20 protein-coding genes and 1 tRNA gene are annotated in these 21062 nt (G+C 70.9%); 7 read left to right on the forward strand and 14 right to left on the reverse strand.

Annotated elements, in window-relative coordinates; translation table 11 throughout:
* Positions 1 to 151 precede the first annotated feature (151 nt).
* Both ACFWJX_RS14015 and ACFWJX_RS14020 read left to right on the forward strand, forming a co-directional pair.
* Complete coding sequence (locus tag ACFWJX_RS14015; RefSeq protein ID WP_328735340.1) at positions 152 to 358, forward strand: helix-turn-helix domain-containing protein; 207 nt, start codon at positions 152 to 154, stop codon at positions 356 to 358.
* Positions 355 to 1719, forward strand: a complete 1365-nt coding sequence (locus ACFWJX_RS14020) for a tyrosine-type recombinase/integrase (RefSeq protein WP_383241493.1) — start codon at positions 355 to 357, stop codon at positions 1717 to 1719. The genes ACFWJX_RS14015 and ACFWJX_RS14020 overlap by 4 nt, the downstream gene beginning before the upstream one ends.
* Before the next feature lie 153 nt (positions 1720 to 1872).
* Here ACFWJX_RS14020 and ACFWJX_RS14025 read toward each other — a convergent pair.
* A tRNA-Tyr gene (locus ACFWJX_RS14025) sits at positions 1873 to 1954 on the reverse strand.
* Positions 1955 to 2178: 224 nt separating this feature from the next.
* Between ACFWJX_RS14025 and ACFWJX_RS14030 the strand changes: the two genes are divergently transcribed.
* Positions 2179 to 2667 (forward strand): YajQ family cyclic di-GMP-binding protein, encoded by a 489-nt coding sequence (locus tag ACFWJX_RS14030; RefSeq protein ID WP_356560363.1) that lies wholly within the window; start codon positions 2179 to 2181, stop codon positions 2665 to 2667.
* A 105-nt stretch (positions 2668 to 2772) separates the two neighbouring features.
* On the opposite strand, the gene ACFWJX_RS14035 is transcribed toward ACFWJX_RS14030, so the two are convergent.
* Complete coding sequence (locus ACFWJX_RS14035) at positions 2773 to 3039, reverse strand: GlsB/YeaQ/YmgE family stress response membrane protein (RefSeq protein WP_073492995.1); 267 nt, start codon at positions 3037 to 3039, stop codon at positions 2773 to 2775.
* Positions 3040 to 3205: 166 nt separating this feature from the next.
* Here ACFWJX_RS14035 and ACFWJX_RS14040 point away from each other — a divergent pair, with 166 nt between their 5' ends.
* Complete coding sequence (locus tag ACFWJX_RS14040) at positions 3206 to 4480, forward strand: APC family permease (protein WP_383241496.1); 1275 nt, start codon at positions 3206 to 3208, stop codon at positions 4478 to 4480.
* A gap of 201 nt (positions 4481 to 4681) precedes the next feature.
* Here the strand turns inward: ACFWJX_RS14040 and ACFWJX_RS14045 are convergent, their stop codons facing one another.
* The 12 genes from ACFWJX_RS14045 to ACFWJX_RS14100 all read right to left on the reverse strand — a co-directional run bounded on the left by ACFWJX_RS14045 (position 4682) and on the right by ACFWJX_RS14100 (position 16288).
* Complete coding sequence (locus ACFWJX_RS14045) at positions 4682 to 5074, reverse strand: YccF domain-containing protein (protein ID WP_383241498.1); 393 nt, start codon at positions 5072 to 5074, stop codon at positions 4682 to 4684.
* Complete coding sequence (htpX, locus tag ACFWJX_RS14050; RefSeq protein ID WP_383241500.1) at positions 5071 to 5931, reverse strand: zinc metalloprotease HtpX; 861 nt, start codon at positions 5929 to 5931, stop codon at positions 5071 to 5073. The genes ACFWJX_RS14045 and htpX overlap by 4 nt, the downstream gene beginning before the upstream one ends.
* A gap of 183 nt (positions 5932 to 6114) precedes the next feature.
* Complete coding sequence (locus ACFWJX_RS14055) at positions 6115 to 7632, reverse strand: NADH-quinone oxidoreductase subunit N (RefSeq protein WP_383241503.1); 1518 nt, start codon at positions 7630 to 7632, stop codon at positions 6115 to 6117.
* Positions 7629 to 9203, reverse strand: a complete 1575-nt coding sequence (locus ACFWJX_RS14060; protein ID WP_383241506.1) for a NuoM family protein — start codon at positions 9201 to 9203, stop codon at positions 7629 to 7631. Before ACFWJX_RS14060 ends, ACFWJX_RS14055 begins: the two co-directional genes overlap by 4 nt.
* Before the next feature lie 6 nt (positions 9204 to 9209).
* The gene (locus ACFWJX_RS14065) at positions 9210 to 11204 is read right to left on the reverse strand and encodes an NADH-quinone oxidoreductase subunit L (RefSeq protein WP_383241508.1); all 1995 of its coding nucleotides are present in this window, start codon (positions 11202 to 11204) and stop codon (positions 9210 to 9212) included.
* Positions 11201 to 11590, reverse strand: a complete 390-nt coding sequence (gene nuoK, locus ACFWJX_RS14070; RefSeq protein WP_383241511.1) for an NADH-quinone oxidoreductase subunit NuoK — start codon at positions 11588 to 11590, stop codon at positions 11201 to 11203. The genes ACFWJX_RS14065 and nuoK overlap by 4 nt, the downstream gene beginning before the upstream one ends.
* Complete coding sequence (locus tag ACFWJX_RS14075; RefSeq protein WP_383241514.1) at positions 11590 to 12228, reverse strand: NADH-quinone oxidoreductase subunit J; 639 nt, start codon at positions 12226 to 12228, stop codon at positions 11590 to 11592. Before ACFWJX_RS14075 ends, nuoK begins: the two co-directional genes overlap by 1 nt.
* The gene (locus ACFWJX_RS14080) at positions 12225 to 12764 is read right to left on the reverse strand and encodes a NuoI/complex I 23 kDa subunit family protein (RefSeq protein WP_383241517.1); all 540 of its coding nucleotides are present in this window, start codon (positions 12762 to 12764) and stop codon (positions 12225 to 12227) included. The genes ACFWJX_RS14075 and ACFWJX_RS14080 overlap by 4 nt, the downstream gene beginning before the upstream one ends.
* A 110-nt stretch (positions 12765 to 12874) precedes the next feature.
* On the reverse strand, positions 12875 to 13843 hold the full coding sequence (locus tag ACFWJX_RS14085) for an NADH-quinone oxidoreductase subunit H (protein ID WP_383241520.1): 969 nt from the start codon (positions 13841 to 13843) through the stop codon (positions 12875 to 12877).
* The gene (locus ACFWJX_RS14090) at positions 13840 to 15300 is read right to left on the reverse strand and encodes an NADH-quinone oxidoreductase subunit C (protein ID WP_383241523.1); all 1461 of its coding nucleotides are present in this window, start codon (positions 15298 to 15300) and stop codon (positions 13840 to 13842) included. Before ACFWJX_RS14090 ends, ACFWJX_RS14085 begins: the two co-directional genes overlap by 4 nt.
* Entirely contained in the window at positions 15297 to 15902 is a 606-nt protein-coding gene (locus ACFWJX_RS14095) for an NADH-quinone oxidoreductase subunit B (protein ID WP_383241526.1), read from the reverse strand. Before ACFWJX_RS14095 ends, ACFWJX_RS14090 begins: the two co-directional genes overlap by 4 nt.
* Positions 15893 to 16288, reverse strand: coding sequence for an NADH-quinone oxidoreductase subunit A (locus tag ACFWJX_RS14100; RefSeq protein WP_073499893.1), 396 nt, complete (start codon positions 16286 to 16288; stop codon positions 15893 to 15895). Before ACFWJX_RS14100 ends, ACFWJX_RS14095 begins: the two co-directional genes overlap by 10 nt.
* Before the next feature lie 212 nt (positions 16289 to 16500).
* Here ACFWJX_RS14100 and ACFWJX_RS14105 point away from each other — a divergent pair, with 212 nt between their 5' ends.
* The 3 genes from ACFWJX_RS14105 to ACFWJX_RS14115 all read left to right on the forward strand — a co-directional run bounded on the left by ACFWJX_RS14105 (position 16501) and on the right by ACFWJX_RS14115 (position 20928).
* Complete coding sequence (locus ACFWJX_RS14105; RefSeq protein WP_383241529.1) at positions 16501 to 17739, forward strand: sensor histidine kinase; 1239 nt, start codon at positions 16501 to 16503, stop codon at positions 17737 to 17739.
* Positions 17740 to 17935: 196 nt separating this feature from the next.
* Complete coding sequence (locus ACFWJX_RS14110) at positions 17936 to 19318, forward strand: sensor histidine kinase (RefSeq protein WP_383241532.1); 1383 nt, start codon at positions 17936 to 17938, stop codon at positions 19316 to 19318.
* Positions 19319 to 20268: 950 nt separating this feature from the next.
* Positions 20269 to 20928: a LuxR C-terminal-related transcriptional regulator gene (locus tag ACFWJX_RS14115; RefSeq protein WP_383241534.1), complete on the forward strand. Its 660-nt coding sequence runs from the start codon at positions 20269 to 20271 to the stop codon at positions 20926 to 20928.
* The last annotated feature ends 134 nt before the right edge of the window (positions 20929 to 21062 follow it).

Genomic DNA, 21062 nt, shown 5'->3' on the forward strand with positions numbered 1-21062 from the left:
CGCCCCAAGGTCCCGCCGCGCCGCCCCGCGCGGCGGGACCTATCCGCAACAGAAACGGCATCCGCCACAGATCCAAGCCGCTGACCAGCAATGTTGCGGCGTGGCGGATGTTGCGGATCCCCCAGAAGGCCCAAAACCAGGAGTCGCAACGATGGCTACTGCTGCCCGTCGCCGCCCGCCCGTGGACGAGTGGCTGACGCTCACGGAAGTGCTCACCGAACTCAAGATCACCCGCGCTACTTGGTACCGCTGGCGTGATCGCGGACTCACCCCCGAGGCGAAACTCACGCCGACCGGTCGTATCCGCGTGCGCCGCAGTGTCCTTGACGCCTTCCAAGAAGAACTGGACGCCGCGTGACCGAGTGGAGCTACACCGTCAAGATCTGGACCATCCGGAAACGCGACTACCGGAAGCCCTACCAACTCCGCTGGAAGGTGGGCCTACGGCCCCACTCGGAGTCCTTCCTCACCCTGGGTCTGGCGGAGAGCCGCCGCGCCCAGCTCATCACGGCCACCCGCGAGGGCGAACCGTTCGACGTGGAAAGCGGCCTGCCGAAGTCCCTGGTCGTGAAGAACCGGGACATCTCTTGGTTCGAGCACGCACACAACTACATCGAGATGAAGTGGGATGACTCCCCTGCCTCGACGCGGCGCACTCTCGCCGAAGCCATGGCGACCGTGACACCAACGTTCGTGAAGGACAGCAAGGGAATGGCCGACGCGAGAGTCGTCCGCACCGCGCTCTATGGCTGGGCCTTCAACAAGAACCGGTGGGAGGAGGAGCCGCCCGCAGAAGTGGCGAAGGTGCTGGACTGGTTCAAGCGCAAGTCCCTGCCCACGTCCGGACTTTCCGACCTCGTTCTCGTACGGTCCAGCCTCCGGGCGATCTCCCGGAAGCTGGACGGCAAAACCGCAGCGCCGGGAACCATCAGCCGGAAACGCGCGATCTTCTACAACTCACTTGAGTACGCGGTAGAAGCGGAACTTCTCACCGAGAATCCGCTCACCCGCATCAAGTGGAAGGCGCCGGAGCAGGTGGTGGAAGAGGTCGACCCGGCGGGCGTGCCAAACCCCGAGCAAGCGGCCAAGCTGCTGGCCGCAGTCCGCGCCCAGAGTGCTCGGGGCCGTCGTCTCACCGCCTTCTTCGGCTGCATGTACTACGCCGCGGCCCGGCCGGCGGAAGTCATCGGGCTAACCCTCCGGGACTGCGACCTGCCGCGCCGTGGGTGGGGCCTGCTGCGCCTCCGGGAGACCCGCCCCCGGTCGGGGTCGGCGTGGACTGACAGCGGTGAATCTCACGACCGGAGAGGGCTGAAGCATCGCCCGCGGAAGGCGGTCCGGCCGGTTCCGATCCCGCCTGAGTTGGTTGCCCTGCTCCGGTGGCACATCACCGCGTACGGCACTGCCCCGGACGGCCGGATCTTCCAGACCATGCGCGGCGGACTGATCCAAGACACCGGTTACGGCGAGGTGTGGGCAGAGGCCCGGTCACGTGCGCTCAACCCGTCGGAGTTCGAGTCGACGTTGGCCAAACGTCCTTATGATCTTCGTCACGCAGCGGTGTCCACCTGGCTCAGCTCCGGGGTGGAACCACAGCTTGTGGCAGAGCGCGCCGGCCACAGCATGGCTGTGCTCTTCCGGGTGTACGCCAAGTTCCTGAAGGACGGGGACGACGCCGCCAACGCCAAGATCTCCGCCCGATTGGCTCAGCGTGGATGAGGGGGCGGAAATCCCGTCCACGCCCCGTCCACAGAGTTCGAGATGGAGCGTTCGAACGCGAGACAGTGTGAGACAGTGCGCCGATCGCCAGGGGGTATGACAAAGGGCCCGTGACCTGCTGAGACAGCAGGTCACGGGCCCTTTGTTCCCGTGTGGCGGCGCCAGGATTCGAACCTGGGAAGGCTGAGCCGGCAGATTTACAGTCTGCTCCCTTTGGCCGCTCGGGCACACCGCCGGGTTTGCCGCCGTTCGAACCGCTTTTCGGCGGTGCTCTCCGGCAACGACGTAAACGATACCCGATGGGGAGGGGTGCTTCGCCACCTGATTCCTCACCGTACGGGCGGGGCCGGGTGGCTAGGCTTGTCCGGATGCGGCCCGCGTCTTGCGCCGGGCTCGGCGGCAGCCCCACGGACGCCGACACGCATCCGATACACACCCCGATACAAGGAGCCACAGGACATGGCCGACTCCAGTTTCGACATCGTCTCGAAGGTCGAGCGGCAGGAGGTCGACAACGCCCTCAACCAGGCCGCCAAGGAGATCTCTCAGCGCTACGACTTCAAGGGCGTCGGCGCCTCGATCTCGTGGTCCGGAGAGAAAATCCTGATGGAGGCGAACTCGGAGGACCGGGTGAACGCCGTCCTCGACGTCTTCCAGTCGAAGCTGATCAAGCGCGGGATCTCTCTGAAGGCGCTCGACGCGGGCGAGCCGCAGCTCTCCGGCAAGGAGTACAAGCTCTTCGCGGAGATCAAGGAGGGCATCTCCCAGGACAACGCGAAGAAGGTCGCGAAGCTCATCCGCGACGAGGGCCCCAAGGGCGTCAAGGCCCAGGTCCAGGGTGAGGAGCTGCGCGTCAGTTCCAAGAGCCGTGACGACCTCCAGGCCGTCATCTCCCTGTTGAAGGGTCAGGACTTCGACTTCGCGTTGCAGTTCGTGAACTACCGGTAGGACCTGACTCCCCCGAGACCCGGCAGCGGGACGGGAAGGGCGGGGCACCGCGGCAGTGGTCGCCCTTCCCGTCTGCCCGGTCCGATCCGGACGAGAGCCGCCGGGTCAGTCGCGGGAATTGCCGAAGAGGATGCGGTAGGCGATCAGCAGCACCAGCGATCCGCCGATCGCCGCGGCCCAGGTGGCGCCGTCGTAGAAGTCCTTGGTCACGGGGTGGTCCAGCCAGCGGGCCGATATCCAGCCGCCGATGAACGCGCCCGCGACGCCGATGACGGTGGTGCCGATGAAGCCGCCCGGGTCCCGGCCCGGCAGCAGTACCTTGGCGATGACCCCGGCCAACAGCCCCAGAATGATCCAACTGACGATGCTCATGTCCTGACCCTGCCCTTCCGCGCTGTGCCCGCACCGTCCCGGTGCTGTGATCTTGCTCCGGACAGGCTGTGCGTCCGCACGTCGTCCACGGCCCGTTCGTGCTGTGTTGCCGGGGACGACGTCCCGGCGGCGCCCCGTGGTTCCCCGGCTCAGTAGGGTGCGGTCCATGACACAGCCCGGATCGGCCGCCGAGCTGCGGCGCACCCTGGGGGTCGGGGACGCCGTGGTCATCGGGCTCGGCTCGATGGTCGGCGCCGGCATCTTCGCCGCCCTCGCGCCCGCCGCCCGTGCCGCCGGCTCGGGGCTGCTGCTCGGAATCGCGCTCGCCGCCGTGATCGCCTACTGCAACGCCATGTCGTCGGCCCGCCTGGCCGCGCTGTATCCGGCCTCGGGCGGCACCTATGTGTACGGACGCGAACGGCTCGGCCCGTTCTGGGGGTATCTCGCGGGCTGGTCCTTCGTGGTCGGCAAGACGGCCTCCTGTGCGGCGATGGCGCTGACGGTCGGAGCGTACGTCTGGCCGGGGCAGGCGCACGCGGTGGCGGTCGCGGCCGTGGTGGCGCTGACCGCGGTGAACTACGGCGGCGTCCACAAGTCGGCCTGGCTGACGCGGCTGATCGTGGCGGTGGTCCTGGCGGTCCTCGCTTCCGTGGTCGTCGTGTGCCTGGGATCCGGTGAGTCCGACGCCGGGCGGCTGGACATCGGGACGTCCGGAGGCTTCGGCGGCGTGCTGGAGGCCGCCGGCCTGCTGTTCTTCGCCTTCGCGGGGTACGCGCGCATCGCGACCCTCGGCGAGGAGGTGCGGGATCCGGCGCGCACCATCCCGCGGGCGATCCCCCTCGCGCTCGGTATCGCGCTGGCCGTGTACGTGTGTGTGGCGGTCGCCGTCCTTTCCGTCCTGGGATCGGGGGATCTGGGGCACGCTGCCGCGCCGCTGGCGGACGCGGTGCGCGCCGCGGGTGTGCCGGGGCTGGTGCCGGTGGTCCGGATCGGGGCCGCCGTGGCCGCACTGGGTTCGCTGTTGGCCCTGATCCTGGGTGTCTCGCGGACGACGCTGGCCATGGCACGGGACCGGCATCTGCCCGGCGTGCTGTCGGCCGTGCATCCGCGCTTCCAGGTGCCGCACCGGGCCGAGCTGGCGGTGGGCGCGGTGGTCGCGGTCCTCGCCGCCACGGTGGATGTGCGCGGCGCGATCGGTTTCTCCTCCTTCGGTGTGCTGGCGTACTACGCGGTGGCCAACGCCTCGGCGTGGACCCTGGATGCGGCGCCCCTGAAGCGGGCACTGCCGGCGGTGGGCCTCCTCGGCTGCCTGGTCCTGGCTTTCGCGCTGCCGGGGACCTCGGTGGTCACGGGGGCGGGTGTGCTGGCGGTGGGCGTGATCGCGTACGGGGTGCGGGCGCGGCTGGGTGCGGGGCGGGGCGGGGACAACAGGGCGGCGTAGGCCCGTTACGCGGTCGGTGCCTGTGCTCGCCCGGGTATCCGGGACACCGGGCGCGGTCGGGCCTGGGCCCGGGGTCCTGTCGGTGGTGTCTTCGCCTGCTCGTTCTCGCTCATGCATTCATGGTGCGGGCTGCCACTGACATCCGGGCCGGCCTGTGGAAAACCGGCGGGCTGTGGACAACTCCGGTCCGCTCGCGGCGGCTCAGCGCGCGGCGAACGGCTGGTCCGTGGGCACGATCTCGCGGCCCAGCGGAAGCAGTGAGACCGGGATCAGCTTGAAGTTGGCGATGCCGAACGGGATGCCGATGATCGTGAGGCACAGGGCGATGCCGGTGACGATGTGCGCCAGGGCCAGCCACCAGCCGGCGAGGACCAGCCAGAGAACGTTGCCGAGACAGGACGGGGCTCCCGCGTCGCGGCGCTCGATGGTCGTGTAGCCGAAGGGCCAGAGGGCGTAGACACCGATACGGAAAGCGGCGATGCCGAAGGGAATTCCGATGATCGTGATGCACAGCAGCAGACCTGCGAACACGTATCCGAGGAACAGCCAGAAGCCGCTGAGGATGAGCCATATGACGTTCAGGATGGTCTTCACTGGTGGCCTGCCATCTTCTCGAGACGGGCGATGCGCTCCGCCATCGGCGGGTGCGTCGAGAACATCTTGGAGAGGCCCTGGCCCGGGCGGAACGGGTTCGCGATCATCATGTGGCTCGCGGTCTCGATGCGGGGCTCGGGCGGCAGGGGGAGCTGCTTGGTGCCCAGTTCGAGCTTGCGCAGGGCACCGGCGAGGGCCAGGGGGTCGCCGGTGAGCTGTGCTCCGGAGGCGTCGGCCTCGTACTCGCGGGAGCGGCTGATGGCCAGTTGGATGAGGCTGGCGGCGAGCGGGCCGAGGATCATGATCAGCAGCATGCCCAGGATGCCGGGGCCGTCGTCGTCGTTGGAGCGGCCGACGGGGATCAGCCAGGCGAAGTTGACGAGGAACATGATCACGGAGGCGAGGGCGCCGGCGACCGAGGAGATGAGGATGTCGCGGTTGTAGACGTGGCTCAGCTCGTGGCCGATGACGCCGCGCAGTTCGCGCTCGTCGAGGAGGCGCAGGATGCCCTCCGTGCAGCACACGGCGGCGTTGCGCGGATTGCGGCCGGTGGCGAAGGCGTTGGGTGCCTCGGTCGGGGAGATGTACAGGCGGGGCATGGGCTGTCGGGCCTGGGTGGAGAGCTCGCGGACGATGCGGTACAGGCCGGGCGCCTCGAACTCGCTCACGGGGCGGGCGCGCATGGCGCGCAGGGCCAGCTTGTCGCTGTTCCAGTACGCGTACGCGTTGGTGCCGAGCGCGATCAGGACCGCGACGACGAGCCCCATACGGCCGAAGAAGCTGCCGATGACGATGATGAGTGCGGACAGTCCCCCGAGGAGTACTGCGGTCCTGAGCCCGTTGTGCCGGCGGTGCACGGTACGCCCTCCAAGTCGTGCGGCAGGGGAACCCTTCGCTTGCTGATCTTCTCTTCTGATCTGCGGTTCCACTGGTGTCGTGGTGCCACCTCCAGTGGAACCTCCCGTTTTGGACAACGCCAGACGAGGGCCCCTGGTTCCCCTGTGCTCCCGGCGGCGGGCGTGGGCCGTCCGGGTGACCGCTCAGAAGAGGGTGGTGTCGGCGAAGCGCAGGACCAGCTGCGGGGCTCCGGAGAGGGCGATGCCGAGGACCGCGGTGAGGGTGATGGCGACCGTGAGGGGCGCGGGGACGGGGTGCTTTCCGGTTTCGCCCTCGGGGGCGCGGAACAGCAGGGCCGTCCACTGGAGGTAGTAGTACAGGGCGATCACGACGTTGGCGGCCATGACGACGGCGAGCCAGCCGAGGCCGGCTTCGACGGCGGCCGAGAAGACGGTGACCTTGGCGAAGAGTCCGATGATGCCGGGCGGCAGTCCGGCGAGGCAGAGCAGGAAGAAGGCCAGGAGTAGCGCGGAGATCGGGTTCTTCGCGTACAGGCCCCGGTAGTCGGTGACGCGGTTCGTGGCGTGCCTACGGCCGACCAGGGCCGCGACGGCGAAGGCGCCCAGGTTCACGGCGGCGTACATGAGGGCGTAGGCGACGGTGGAGCCGACGGCGTGCTCGGGGTCGTCGGAGTAGGCGGCCGCGGCGATCGGGACCAGGAGGTAGCCGGCCTGTCCGACGGAGGACCAGGCGAGCAGGCGTACGGCGCTGTACGCGCGCGTGGCCTGTTGGCGGAGGGCACCGACGTTGCCGACGGTCATGGTGAGGGCGGCAAGTGCCGCCAGGGCGGGGCCCCAGACGTCGGCGTACGACGGGAAGGCGACGACCGTGACGAGGATGAGGCCGGAGAAGCCGACGGCCTTGCCGACGACGGACAGGTAGGCGGCGATGGGGAGGGGGGCGCCGACGTAGGTGTCGGGGACCCAGAAGTGGAAGGGGACCGCGGCCGTCTTGAAGGCGAAGCCGATCAGGGTGAGGACGACGCCGGTCTGGGCGAGGGTGTGCAGTTGTCCGTCGACGTCCTGGATGCGGTCGGCGACCTGGGTGAGGTACAGGGTGCCGGTCGTGGCGTAGACGAAGCTGATTCCCAGAAGGCTGACGGCGGTCGCGGTGACGGACGACAGGAAGAACTTCAGGGCCGCCTCGGAGGACCTGCCGTCGCCGTGCCGGATGCCGACGAGGGCGAACGCGGGGAGGGAGGCGACCTCCAGGGCGACGACGAGGGTGGCGAGGTCGCGGGAGGCGGGCAGGAGCGCGGCGCCCGCGGCGGAGGACAGCAGAAGGAACCAGAACTCCCCTTCGGGGAGTCGTCCGCGCTCGTCCTTGAGGGCGGTGACCGACAGGAGGGCGGCCAGCAGTGCTCCTCCGAGCACCAGGAACTGGATGGCGAGGGTGAAGTGGTCGGCCGTGTAGCTGCACACGCGTGTGTCGCCGGTCAGGCAGAAGGTGGAGCGGTCGCCGTCCAGGAGGGGCAGCAGGAGGGCCGTGGCGGCGGCGAGGCCCGCGACGGAGAGCCAGCCGAGGAGCGGCTTGCGGTTCTCGGGCACGAACAGGTCGGCGACGAGGACGAGCAGTCCGACGACCGCCGTGAGGGTGGGCGGGGCGATGGCGAGCCAGTCGACGGACTGGACGACCGAGGGGGTGGCGGCGAGCTGGCTCATCGGTTGCCTCCTGCGAGGAGCTGCTGCACGGCCGGGTCGGTCAGGCCGAGGAGTGCCTTGGGCCAGAGGCCGGCGACGACGGTGAGGACGACGAGCGGTGTCCAGGCCGCGAACTCGTACATGCGGACGTCGGCGAGGCGTGGGGCGTCCCGCGGGACGGCGCCCATGCAGACGCGGCGGACCACGACGAGGAGGTAGGCGGCGGTCAGGAGCGTCCCGAACGCCGCGATCGCGGTGTAGGTGAGGAAGGCGGGGCGGCTCAGGCCGTCGGCGGGGTTGAAGGCGCCGAACAGGGCCAGCATCTCGCCCCAGAACCCGGCGAGGCCGGGCAGGCCGAGCGAGGCGACCGCGGCGAAGGCGAGGAGGCCTCCGAGGCGGGGGGCCTTGCCGTAGAGGGCGGCGCCGGTCTCCTCGGCGAGGGTGTCGAGGTCGCTGGTGCCTGTGCGGTCCTTCAGGGCGCCGACCAGGAAGAAGAGCAGGCCGGTGATGAGGCCGTGGGCGATGTTGGCGAAGAGGGCACCGTTGACGCCGGTCGGGGTCGTGGAGGCGATGCCGAGCAGGACGAAGCCCATGTGGCCGACGGAGGAGTAGGCGATAAGACGCTTGAGGTCGCCCTTGGCGCCCTGCCTGGCGAGCGCGAGGCAGGCCAGGGAGCCGTAGATGATGCCGACGACGGCGAGGGCGGCGAGGTACGGCGCGAACGTGTGGAAGCCGTCGGGAGCGACCGGGAGGACGATGCGGACGAAACCGTACGTGCCCATCTTCAGCAGGACGCCGGCGAGGAGGACCGAACCGACGGTCGGGGCGGCGGTGTGGGCGTCCGGCAGCCAGCTGTGCAGGGGCCACATCGGGGTCTTCACCGCGAGCCCGATCCCGATCGCCAGAACGGCGATGACCTGCACGGATGTGGACAGCGACCGGCCGTTGTCAGTGGCGAGTGCCACCATGTCGAATGTGCCCGCCTTGATTCCGATCAGGAGCAGGCCGAGCAGCATGACCACGGATCCGAGCAGTGTGTACAGGATGAACTTCCAGGCCGCCCGGGTCCGGCTGGCGCCGCCCCAGCGGGCGATGAGGAAGTACATCGGGATCAGGACCATCTCGAAGGCGAGGAAGAACAGCAGCAGGTCGAGGACGGCGAAGGTGGCGAGGGTGCCGGCCTCGAGGACGAGCAGCAGCGCGACGAAGGCCTTCGGGCTCGGGCCCGCAGGCAGGTTGAAGTACGAGTAGAGCGCGCACAGGAAGGTCAGCAGCGCGGTCAGGACCAGAAGGGGGAGGGAGATGCCGTCGATGCCGAGGTGGATGCGCACGTCGAGTGCGGGGATCCAGCTGATGTCGGTCGTGGCCTGCATCTTCGACGGCTGGTCGTGGTCGAAGCCGAGCGCGAGGACGATCGCGGCGATGAGGATGACGCCGGTCACCGTGACACCGTGCCGCAGGACGGCCTTCTCGGGTGACTTTCCCTTCAGCCCGGGCGGCGCGGGGAGGAGAGCGGCGGCCGCGCCGAGGAGCGGGCCGGCCACGATCAATGTCAGAAGGAACTGCATCACGGACTCGCTGATATCGATCACGCGTGCTCACGCTCCCGTGGCGACGAGGAGGGCGGCGACCACCAGGACGACGGTGCCGGCGAGCAGCGCGCTCACATAGGTCTGGACGTTGCCGGTCTGGGCTCGCCGTACGGCGGTGCCGAGCCAGCGGGGCAGGGTGCCCGCGCCGCGTACGTAGGTGTCGACGACCTCGCGGTCGAGGAACCGGACGAGGCTCGCTCCGGCCTGCACCGGGCGGACGAACAGGGTGGTGTAGACGGCGTCCAGGTGGAAGCCGGTGGCCGCGTGGCGGTGGAGCGGGCCGAGCAGGAGCCGTCCGGGGTCTGCCGGGTCGGGCGCCGAGGCCACGTCTCCGTAGGCGGGTGTGTGGGTCGCGATGGCCTCGGCCTCGACGAGTCCGGCGTCGCCCTCGGGATGGGCGGCGACGGCGCCGAGCGGGACACGGGCGGCGAGCGCGGTGGTGTGCCGCCAGGCGCTGTGGACGACCAGGCCGCCGACGAGTGCCAGGCCGGTGCCGAGGACCGAGGTGGTGAGGGTGGGGGCGAGGTCGCGGCCGTCGAACCAGTCGGGCAGCGAGCGGTAGGCGAACGCGCCGAGGGCGAGGGACGGGACCGCGAGCACCCACAGCACCACGGTCATCGTCAGCGGCTGCCGGCCGTGGCCGGGGGCCTCGGCGCCACGGCCGCGGAAGGCCAGCAGCCACAGCCGGGTCGCGTAGGCGGCGGTGAGTACGGCGGTGAGCAGACCGGCGACGAGGACGATCCAGCCCGCCGCGGCGGGGGCGTGCTCGGTGTGGCCGGTGGAGACGTGCTCGGCGGCGCCGAGGACGGACTCCTTGGAGAAGAAGCCGCTGAACGGCGGGATCGCGGCGAGCGCGAGGAGGGCCACGGTCATCGTCCAGAAGGCGTCCGGGACGCGGTCGCGCAGGCCGCTCATGCGGGACATGGCGGCCAGCGAGTTGGTGCCGGCGGCGTGGATGATCACGCCGGCCGCGAGGAACAACAGGGCCTTGAAGGCTCCGTGGGAGACGAGGTGGAAGACGGCGGCACCGCGGTCACCGACGGCGAGGGCGCCGGTCATGTAGCCGAGTTGGCCGATCGTCGAGTAGGCCAGGACCCGTTTGATGTCGTCCTGGGCGAGCGCGGCGAGACCCGAACCCGCCATGGTGACGGCGGCCATGACGGCGAGGACGACCATCGCGGCCTGGGAGGCCTCGAACACCGGGAGGAGACGGGCGACGAAGTAGACACCGGCGGCGACCATCGTCGCGGCGTGGATCAGCGCGGAGACGGGTGTCGGGCCCGCCATCGCGTCGGGGAGCCAGGTGTGCAGCGGGAACTGCGCCGACTTGCCGGCCACGCCCGCCAGGAGCAGCAGGGCGATCAGCGTCGGGTGGTCGAGTCCGCCGTGGGCGACCGCGCCGAGGACCTTCGTGATCCGGAAGGAACCGGCGTCGGTGGCGAGGGCGAACAGCCCGATGAGGAAGGGAACGTCGCCGAGCTTGGTGACGAGGAAGGCCTTGATGGAGGCGGCGCGCGCCTCCGGGGTCTCCCAGTAGTGGCCGACCAGGAAGTAGGAGCAGATGCCCATCACTTCCCAGCTGACCAGCAGCACGATCAGGTCGCCCGAGTAGACGACGAGGAACATCGCGGAGGTGAACAGGGAGACGAGGGCCGCGTACGAGGGATAGCGCGGGTCGTCGCGCAGGTAGCCCGTCGAGTAGACCTGCACACAGGTGGCGACGAGGCCGACCACGAGGGCGACGAGGGCGGCGAAGCCGTCGATGTGCAGGGCGAGTTCGACCGGGACGGAGCCGGTGGGCGTCAGCTCGGTGGCCGCGTCGACGGCCGCGTCCCCGCCCTGGCGTACGGCGACGATCGCGGCCAGTACGAGGGTGGCGAGGGTCGGCAGGACGGCCAGCGGGCGGACGAAGCCGGGGGCGGTGCGGCCGAGGAGCAGGCCCGTGACGGCGCCGAGGAACGGAATGAGGGGGACGAGAACGGCGAGGGTGGTCGTGGTCACGCGGTGGCCTCAGCCTTCTCGTCCGCGGGGGCGGTACCGCCGGCATCGGCGCTCGGGGCGTTCTCGTGGCCCTCGGCGGTGTCGCGGAGTCTGTCGATGTCCGCGGTGCCGCGGTTGCGGTGGACGGCGAGGACGATCGCCAGGCCGATGCCGATCTCGGCGGCGGCGATGGCGATGGTGAACAGGGTCAGGGCCTGGCCGGAGTGCAGGGTCTCCTCGGCGGTCCGGCTGAGCCAGACGTCGAAGGCGACGAGGTTGAGGTTGACGGCGTTGAGCATCAGCTCGACCGACATCAGGACCAGGATCGCGTTGCGGCGGGCGAGGACGCCGTACAGGCCGGTGCAGAAGAGAAGGGCGGAGAGCACGGCGGGATAGGCGAGGTGCATCAGCGGTCGCCTTCCTGCTCGGCCGGATCTTTCCGGGCATCCGGGACGGATGGGGAACTCTCGCCGGTGCCTCGGGAGTTCATGGAGGGAGAGCTTCGCTCCGCCTTCGCCTTGCGGGACAGGACGATCGCGCCGACCAGGGCCGCGAGGAGGAGGACGGAGAGGGCCTCGAAGGGGAGGACCCAGTTCTGGAAGAGGCTCGCGCCGGTGGCCTCGGTGGAGCCGGCGGCCGGGCCGTCGAGGTCGATCCAGGTGGCACGGAAGGCGTCGACGACCACCCAGACGAGTGCGGCCGCGGCGGCGACGGCGACCGTGAGGGCGGCCCAGCGGTTGGCGGAGTCCGCGTCCGGGGAGCGGCCGATGGGTGCCCTGGTGAGCATCAGACCGAAGAGGAGGAGGACGACGACGGAGCCCACATAGATCAGTACCTGCACCCAGGCGATGAACTCCGCGGTGAGCAGGAGGTACTCGACGGCGAGGCCGCCGAGGGTCACCACCAGCCAGAGGGCGGCGTGCACCAGCTGCTTGGTGGTGACGGTGACGAGCGCGGCGCCGAAGGTCACCAGGCCGACGAGGAGGAAGGCGATCTCGACGCCGGTCGGCGAGAGGAAGCCGTGGGGTGCCTGAGAGAGGGTCACGCCTCGCCTCCCTGGGGGTTGTCCGGTCCGGCCGGGGTGGTCTGACCGGCCGAGGTGGTCTGGGCCGTTTGGGTGGCGGCCAGTTTCTCGGCCGTCTTGCGGGCGGCGGCGATCTCCTTCGGTTCCTCCGCGCCGGGGTCGAGGGCAGGTGGGGCCGGCACCGTCCACATCCACTCGCGGAGCTTGTCCCGCTCGTGGGTGAGCTCGTGGATGTCGGTCTCGGCGTACTCGAACTCCGGGGACCAGAACAGGGCGTCGAAAGGACAGACCTCGATGCAGATACCGCAGTACATGCACAGGGCGAAGTCGATGGCGAACCGGTCGAGGACGTTGCGGCTGCGTTCGCGGCCACCGGGGGCGGCCGCCGGGATCGTCTCCTTGTGGGAGTCGATGTAGATGCACCAGTCCGGGCACTCGCGGGCGCACAGCATGCAGACCGTGCAGTTCTCCTCGAACAGGCCGATCACGCCGCGAGTGCGGGGCGCGAGGTCGGGCTGGGCGTCCGGGTACTGCTCGGTGACGGTCTTCCGCGTCATCGTGCGGAGGGTGACGGCCAGGCCCTTGGCGAGGCCGGAACCGGGAATCGACAGGCGGGGCCGCCCGGAGGGCGTCGTTGAGGGACGGTTGTCGGGTGACGGGCCGGACATTAGGAGATCACCACCTTGACGACGCCGGTGAGGGCGATCTGGGCGAGGGAAAGGGGGACGAGGAGGGTCCAGGAGAGCTTCTGGAGCTGGTCCTCGCGCAGGCGGGGGTAGGTGACGCGCAGCCAGATCACGACGAAGGCCAGGACGGCGGACTTCAGCAGGGTCCAGACCCAGCCGAGGCCGTCGGCGCCCCAGGGGCCGTGCCAGCCGCCCAGGAAGAGGACGGTGGTCAGGCCGCACAGGACGACGATCCCGGCGTACTCGGCGAGGAGGAACAGGGCGAAACGGAGGCCGGTGTACTCGGTGTAGGCGCCGAAGATGATCTCCGAGTCGGCGACGGGCATGTCGAACGGGGGGCGCTGGAGTTCGGCGAGACCGGCGACGAAGAAGACGATCGCGCCGACGATCTGCCAGGGCAGCCACCACCACTCGAAGGCGTCGACGATGCCGGGGAGGGAGACCGTGCCCGCCGCCATGGCGACGGAGGCGGCGGTGAGCAGCATCGGGAGTTCGTAGGCGAGGAGCTGAGCGGCGGTGCGCAGGCCGCCGAGGAGGGAGAACTTGTTGGCACTGGCCCAGCCGGCCATGAGGGAGCCGAGGACGCCGACGCCCATGACGGCCAGGACGAAGAAGACACCGGCGTCGACGACCTCGCCGACGGCGCCCTCGCCGGGGCCGATGGGGATCGCGAGAAGGACGAGGAGGTACGGGAGCAGGGCGACGGCGGGGGCCAGCTGGAAGATACGGCGGTCCGCGCCCGCGGGGACGATGTCCTCCTTCTGCGCGAACTTCACGCCGTCCGCGATGAGCTGGGCCCAGCCGTGGAAGCCGCCGGCGTACATCGGGCCGAGGCGGCCCTGCATGTGGGCCATCACCTTGTGCTCGGCCTGACCGACGATCAGGGGGAAGGTGAGGAAGACGACGAAGACGATCAGGAGTCGCAGGGCGACGTCGAGAGCGTCGTTCACTGCGGGCCTCCCTGGGGGTTCGCGGGGGTGTCTTTGTCGGAGGGGCCGTTCTCAGGGGGGTCGTTCTCGGGGGCGTCGCTCGCGGGGGTGTCGCTCGCGGGGGTGGGCTGTTCGGTCGTCGCCGGTCGCTCGGGCTCCGGGTGCTCCGGGTCCCGATCCAGGTCCTCGAAGGCGGGGCGGGCGTGGTGCCAGGGGGCGTCGGCGCTGCGGGGTGCCCTGCCGGGGGTGGCCGACGGCTGGCCGGCAGATCCCTCGGACGCGCCGCGCGGGGCCGCCGAGGGCTGGGCCGCCGGGGACTGGCCCGCCGAGGGCTGGCCCGCCGAGGGCTGGGCCGCCGAGGGCTGGGCCGCCGGGGGCTCCGGAGGGGTCGGTCCGGCGCCTGTCTCGTCCTGGGCCGTCCCGTCCGACGTGGGGGCCGCCGGGGAAGTGTCCTCGGCCCGCTGGGAAGCAGACCCCTGGCTCACGCTTCGGGAACCGCGGGGGGCTGCCCCGGCCGTGCTGCGGGAGGCGGTCGGAGTCGGAGTGTCCTCGGTGCCGGCCGCCGACGGGGTGTTCGGGTCGGCGGCGGGCCGGACCGGGGTCTCGGCGGCCGTCTGACCGGCCGAGCCCTCGGCGGCCGTCCGGGCGCGTCGTGCGGGACGTTCGGCGGCGGTCGGCGGCGCCTCCGCCGCGGCGGCCGGCCGGCCTGTCTCCTGACCGACCGGCTGGCCCGCGGCCTGACCGACCGGCTGGTCCGGGGCCTGGCCGACCGGCTGGTCCGGGGCCTGGCTGGACGAGCCCTCCGACGCCGTCCGTGCGCGCCGGACCGGGCGGTCGCCCGTCGGGCGGGCCGGGCGTTCGCCCGGGGGCGTGCGGGGGGCTCGGGTGGCGCGGGCGGGGGCAGGAGGGAGCTGGCCCTTCAGGGGGCCCCATTCGTTGGGGTCGGGGACACCCGGGGGGAGCATCTGGCGGCGCTTGGGGCCGCCGTGTTCGGACTCGCCGGGTTCCTTCGCGCCGGGCCAGGCCTTGGCGACGCGGGCGGCGAGGACGAAGTCCTTGCGGAGGGGGTGGCCCTCGAAGTTCTCGGGGAGGAGGAGGTGGTCCAGGGCCGGGTGGTTGGCGAAGACGACGCCGAACATCTCGTGGGTCTCGCGCTCGTGCCAGGCCGCGCCCGCGTAGACGTCGACGGCGGTGGCGAGCGTCGGGGCCTCGTGCGGGACCGTGGTGCGCACCAGCAGGCGGCGGACCGGCGTGAGGGCGACGACGTGGGCGGAGACGCGGAAGCCGGTGCCCGGTTCGTGGACCGCGCTGAGCCAGTCGAAGTAGGTGCAGGACAGCCGGTCGCGGGCGGTCAGGAGTGCCGCGGTCCAGGACTGCGGTGGTACGTCGACCGTCAGGACCTCGTACGACTCCTCGGCGGTGGCCTCCGGGCCGAAGAGTTCCTCGGCGGGGGCGGGCAGCCAGCCGACGGTGGTCATCGGGCGTCCCCCTCCGCGGCCGGCGGCCGTACGAGTCCGCTCTGGAGGGCCGCAGCCGAAGGGCGGTCGGTGCCGGTGGCGTACCGCTCCCCCAGCGACTCGCGCGCGATCTTCTCCTGGAGCTTGAGGATGCCCTGGAGCAGCGCCTCGGGGCGCGGCGGGCAGCCGGGGACGTACACGTCGACCGGGATGATCTGGTCGACGCCCTTGGTGACGGAGTAGGAGTCCCAGTAGGGGCCGCCGCAGTTGCTGCACGCGCCGAAGGAGATGACGTACTTCGGCTCGGGCATCTGTTCGTAGAGGCGTTTGACGGCCGGGGCCATCTTGTCCGTGACCGTGCCGGAGACGACCATCAGGTCGGCCTGTCGCGGGCCCGGCGCGAAGGGGATGACGCCCAGACGGATGAAGTCGTGGCGGGCCATCGACGCGGCGATGAACTCGATCGCGCAGCAGGCGAGGCCGAAGTTGAAGACCCAGAGCGAGTAGCGGCGGCCCCAGTTCAGGACGACCTTCATCGGCTCGGGGGCGAGGCGGGCCAACGCACCCAGCCGCTTCGGCTCGGGAAGCAGCACCGGCTCGGGGGTGGGCGGGTTCACGTCCATGTCAGGACGCCCTTCTTGTAGGCGTACAGCAGGCCCACGGCCAGGAAGCCGAGGAAGATGAACATCTCCACGAGCGTGGCCGCGCCGTAGCCGGGGGCGGCGAAGACCGTCGCCCAGGGGAACAGGAAGATCGAGTCGACGGCGAAGATGACGTAGAGGAAGGCGTAGACGTAGTAGCGGACCTGGGTGTGGGCCCAGCCCTCGCCGACGGGGTCGACGCCGCACTCGTATGTCAGGAGCTTCTCGGGGGTCGGGACCACGGGGCGCAGGAGGCGGCCCGCGCCGAACGCGACCGCGACGAAGAGCACGCCGATGACGGCGAGGAGTCCGACGACCGCGTAGGAGTCGAAGTAGTCCGACGCCACGACGACCGTCGGTTCCCTCAGCGCTGCTTGCGACGACTGCGGCACGGTCCGTCCCTCGCTCCCCGACCCGACCTCGGCCTGTTCGACGATCTGTACGCACGGGAGTCTAGGGCCTGATAAAGGCACGGTAAGCAGGCCGTCACAGCTGGGGCAATGGGGGTGGGGTTTTCCCCAGGGACTCCCGGCGGCGAACTCCATGGCGCGGGGGCGCGTCGCGCGGCACGCTAACCCGTATGACCGTATCCAAACCCGCTTCCACGGCCGTGTTTCCGCGCGCCGTGCCCGTCGAGCCCGCCGCCGGCCGGGACGCGCCCGGGGGTGACGAGCAGTTGCCGCGCGTCCGGTTCGCCTACGACCCGCAGACGTGGAAGGAGATCGCACACCTTCTGACGAACCTGCCGATGTCGGTCGTCGGTTTCACCTACGTCATGACGGTGCTGTTCACGGGCGCCACGCTGACACTCACGGTGGTCGGGCTGCCGGTGCTCGCGCTCGGACTGCTGGGGGCGCGGCTGATCGGCCGGTTCGAGCGGGGCCGGGCGCGGATGCTGCTCGCGGTGCGCGTCGACGAGCCGAGCCCGCTGCCGTTGCGCCGGGCGGGCAACGTCTTCCAGGGCATGTGGCTGGTGCTGAAGGACCCGGTGGCCTGGCGGACGGTGCTGTACGACTTCATCCGGTTGCCGTGGGGGATTCTCACCTTCGGGGTGACGCTGACGTCGTTGTTCGTGCTCTGGCCGGTGCTGCCGTTCCTGGCCCGGGGGCTGACCAACGCGGACCGGGCGATGGTGCGGGCCCTGCTGTGCCCGTCCGACGAGCTGGAGCGGCGGATCGCCGAACTGGAGTCCGACCGGGGGGTCGTGGTGGACACCGCCGCGGCCGATCTGCGGCGCATCGAGCGGGATCTGCACGACGGGGCGCAGGCGCGGCTGGTCAATCTGGCGATGGGGCTCGGCCTGGCCAAGGAGAAGCTGCTGGAGGATCCGGACGCGGCCTCGGTGATGGTCGAGGAGGCGCACGGCGAGGTGAAGCTCGCGCTCCAGGAGCTGCGGGATCTGGCGCGCGGGATCCATCCGGCCGTACTGACCGACCGGGGGCTGGACGCGGCGCTGTCGTCCGTGGCCTCGCGGTGCACGGTGCCGGTGCAGGTGACGGCGGATCTGCCGGCGCGGCCGGCGCCGGCCATCGAGGGCATCGCCTACTTCACCGTCTCCGAGCTGCTCCAGAACGTCAGCAAGCACAGTGGGGCACGGTCCGCGTCCGTGGACGTGTGGCGGGTGGAGAACCGGCTGCTCATCCAGGTGCGGGACGACGGCCGGGGCGGTGCGCGGCTCGACGGCGGCACGGGGATGCGGGGGCTGGCGGACCGGCTGGGCGCTGTCGACGGGCTGTTCGTCGTGGACTCCCCGGTCGGGGGGCCTACGACCGTGACGGCGGAGTTGCCCTGGCGCGACCGGACGGAGCCGAGGGCGTAGGGGACGGCGTAGGGGAGGGCCTCTGAAGGGTGATCCCTGAGGGGTGATCCCTGAGGTCGGATCGCCGAAGTCCTGAGGTAGGGAAAACCCCCCTTCCAAGAGGCCGACGGACTCCATGGTCCGCGGGACCGCCGCCGAGGAGGGTGGAGGTAGGGGACGACACCTGCCGACGCGACAAGCAGAACGGACGACGCCGATGGCCACGCACTACGGGCAGTACGGGGACTACGGGGACTACGGGGACCCCTCGCGGCGGGGCGAGACGCCCGGGGTTGGGGCCGGGGAACGTCGTCGGCATCGGCTGCCGGCCGCGTTGCGGGCGCCGGTCGAGGCGCGTGCCTGGCGGGAGTTCGCCTACGTGCTGCTGAGCCTGCCGATCAGCATCGTGCTGTTCACCTTCGCCGTCACGATGCTGTCGGTGGGGGCGGGCCTGCTGGTGACGTTCCTCGGGGTTCCGGTGCTGGCGGCGGGGCTGGCGGCGTGCCGCGGCCTCGGGGCGGTGGAGCGGGCGCGGGCGCGGGGGCTGCTCGGCCTGGACGTGGCCACGCCGGAGCCGTTGCGGCCGCGGGGGAAGGGGGCTATGTCCTGGATGGGCGCGGTGCTCAGGAGCGGCACGTCCTGGCGGCACGTCCTGTACGCGGTGCTGCACCTGCCGTGGGCGGCCTTCTCCTTCGGCGTCGCGATCACCTTCTGGGCGTACGGCTGGGCGACGCTGACGTATCCGCTGTGGTTCTGGCTCTTCCCGCTGTACGGCGGACAGGGCGGGCTTCAGCTGTACGGCGACGATCACCACCGGGTGTACCTGGACAACCCGTTCGAGATCACCGTGACGGCGTTGGTGGGGCTGTTGTTCACGCTGGCCACGCCGTGGATCGTGCGGGCGCTGACGACGGTGGACCGGGTGATGGTGCACGGGCTGCTCGGGCCGTCGCGGCTGGCGTCGCGCGTGGTGGAGCTGGAGTCCGACCGGGGCGTCGTGGTCGATACGGCGGCCGCCGATCTGCGGCGTATCGAGCGGGATCTGCACGACGGGGCGCAGGCGCGGCTGGTCGCGCTGGCGATGGATCTGGGGCTCGCGAAGGAGAAGCTGCGGGAGGATCCCCGGGAGGCGGCGCGGATGGTGGACGAAGCGCACGGTGAGGTGAAGACGGCGTTGCAGGAGCTGCGGGATCTGGCTCGGGGGATTCATCCCGCCGTGTTGACCGACCGGGGGCTGGACGCGGCGCTGTCGTCCGTGGCCTCGCGGTGCACCGTGCCGGTGCAGGTGGAGGTGGACCTCGTGGAGCGGCCGGCCGCGGCGATCGAGGGGATCGCGTACTTCACGGTGTCGGAGTTGCTTCAGAACGTGAGCAAGCACAGTGGGGCGAGGTCCGCGTCCGTGGATGTGTGGCGGGTGGAGGAGCGGTTGATGGTGCAGGTGAGTGACGACGGGGTGGGCGGGGCGGATGCCTCCGGCGGGTCAGGGTTGGCCGGGTTGGCCGGGCGGCTCGATGCGGTGGACGGGATTCTGGTGGTGGACTCTCCGGTAGGGGGGCCTACGCGGGTGACGGCGGAGTTGCCGTGGCGGAGGGGGCAGTAACCGCTGGGGGTGGGGCAGGGGGTTCTCGCCCCCGCCGCCCCTACCCTTCCCGTCCCCAGGGGCTCCGCCCCTCCGACCCCACCAAGGGCTCCGCCCTGCGCCCCTGACGGGGCCGGGGGAATCGGGGCCGCCCCAGAGTCCCTGCCTTCGCGCCCCTGACGGGCGGGGGCAGGTGAACCAAGGCCAGCCCCGAGTCCTCCTCCACCCCCGGCCAGCCCTGAGTCCTCCTGCACCCCTGACGGGAGCGGGCAGGGGAACCAAGGCCGGCGCCCCTGCACCTTCGCCGAGACTCCGTCCCCCCGCACCCCTTGCGCGGGTCCGTCCGCCCCCTCGGGCAGAGGCCCTCTGGTCCCTCGCGGGGACTGCGTCCCTTGTGCTTCTGCGGGACTTCACTCCGCGCCCCCGGACGAGGCACCACGCCCCGCCCCTTCGGCCCCGCCAAGGGGCCAGACCCTGCACGCGGCCGGGACTCCGTCCCCTGCACCCCTGCGGGGCCGGGTGGGGGAATCGGGGCCGCCCCAGAGTCCCTGCCTTCGCGCCCCTGACGGGCCGGGGCAGGTGAACCAAGGCCAGCCCCGAGTCCTCCTCCACCCCCGGCCAGCCCCGAGTCCTCCTCCACCCCCGGCCAGCCCCGAGTCCTCCTCCACCCCCGGCCAGCCCTGAGTCCTCCTCCACCCCCGGCCAGCCCTGAGTCCTCCTGCACCCCTGACGGGAGCGGGTGGGGGAATCGGGGCCGCCCCTGAGCCTCCCCGGGGGCCATGTCTCGCGTGCCCCGACTGGCTCCGCCTGACTCTGCCCAGACCGGAAGCCCGCCTCCCGTCACGCGCTTTCCGTCCTCCCGTCATGAGAACGCCGCCGTTGTCCGGGCGCGGGTGGGGGGTTTGCTGGAATGCTGGGGGTGTTCTTTGGATGGACGGGTGGCTGGGGGGCCGGCGAGCGTGGAGGTCAGGGTGCGGGTGGTCATTGCCGAGGATTCGGTGTTGTTGCGGGAGGGGCTGACGCGGTTGTTGACGGACCGGGGGCTCGAGGTGGTCGCCGGGGTCGGGGATGCCGAGGCGTTGGTGAAGACGATCACCGAGCTGGACGCGGAGGGCGCGCTGCCCGACGTGGTCGTCGCGGACGTACGGATGCCCCCTACACATACCGATGAGGGGGTGCGGGCCGCCGTACGGCTGCGCAAGTCGTATCCGGGGCTCGGTGTGCTGGTTCTGTCGCAGTACGTGGAGGAGCGGTACGCCACCGAACTGCTGGCCGGTTCCAGCCGGGGGGTGGGGTATCTGCTCAAGGACCGGGTGGCCGAGGTGCGGGAGTTCGTGGACGCGGTGGTGCGGGTGGCCGAGGGGGGTACGGCCCTCGATCCCGAGGTGGTCGCGCAGCTCCTCGGGCGCAGCCGTAAGCAGGACGTGCTGGCCGGGCTGACCCCGCGGGAGCGGGAGGTGCTGGGGCTGATGGCCGAGGGGCGGACGAACTCGGCGATCGCCAAGCAGCTGGTGGTGAGCGACGGCGCGGTGGAGAAGCACGTCAGCAATATCTTCCAGAAGCTCGGCCTGTCCCCCAGCGACGGAGATCATCGTCGCGTACTCGCGGTCCTCACCTATCTCAATTCATGACGGGTTTTCTTCGTCGCGCCTTCTTGGACATCCTGGGCAGTCGGAAATCATGGCAAGTCAGGGCGCCGGGCCGTCTCAGGGCAGTGACCGTCTTTCGAATGGCCGAGGGAAGGCGACCCTTACAGACGTAGGGT

This window comes from Streptomyces sp. NPDC058335, from assembly GCF_042723915.1.
In the GTDB taxonomy this organism is placed as follows: Bacteria; Actinomycetota; Actinomycetes; order Streptomycetales; family Streptomycetaceae; genus Streptomyces.

Bases quoted from the DNA above. Each gene is read 5' to 3' on its own strand.
- ACFWJX_RS14110 (WP_383241532.1), top strand. From the start codon at position 17,936: ATGGCCACGCACTACGGGCAGTACGGGGACTACGGGGACTACGGGGAC.
- ACFWJX_RS14105 (WP_383241529.1), top strand. From the start codon at position 16,501: ATGACCGTATCCAAACCCGCTTCCACGGCCGTGTTTCCGCGCGCCGTG.
- ACFWJX_RS14080 (WP_383241517.1), bottom strand. From the start codon at position 12,764: ATGACGCGGAAGACCGTCACCGAGCAGTACCCGGACGCCCAGCCCGAC.
- ACFWJX_RS14035 (WP_073492995.1), bottom strand. From the start codon at position 3,039: ATGAGCATCGTCAGTTGGATCATTCTGGGGCTGTTGGCCGGGGTCATC.
- ACFWJX_RS14090 (WP_383241523.1), bottom strand. From the start codon at position 15,300: ATGACCACCGTCGGCTGGCTGCCCGCCCCCGCCGAGGAACTCTTCGGC.
- nuoK (WP_383241511.1), bottom strand. From the start codon at position 11,590: ATGCACCTCGCCTATCCCGCCGTGCTCTCCGCCCTTCTCTTCTGCACC.
- ACFWJX_RS14040 (WP_383241496.1), top strand. From the start codon at position 3,206: ATGACACAGCCCGGATCGGCCGCCGAGCTGCGGCGCACCCTGGGGGTC.
- ACFWJX_RS14015 (WP_328735340.1), top strand. From the start codon at position 152: ATGGCTACTGCTGCCCGTCGCCGCCCGCCCGTGGACGAGTGGCTGACG.
- ACFWJX_RS14095 (WP_383241526.1), bottom strand. From the start codon at position 15,902: ATGGACGTGAACCCGCCCACCCCCGAGCCGGTGCTGCTTCCCGAGCCG.
- ACFWJX_RS14030 (WP_356560363.1), top strand. From the start codon at position 2,179: ATGGCCGACTCCAGTTTCGACATCGTCTCGAAGGTCGAGCGGCAGGAG.
- ACFWJX_RS14055 (WP_383241503.1), bottom strand. From the start codon at position 7,632: ATGAGCCAGCTCGCCGCCACCCCCTCGGTCGTCCAGTCCGTCGACTGG.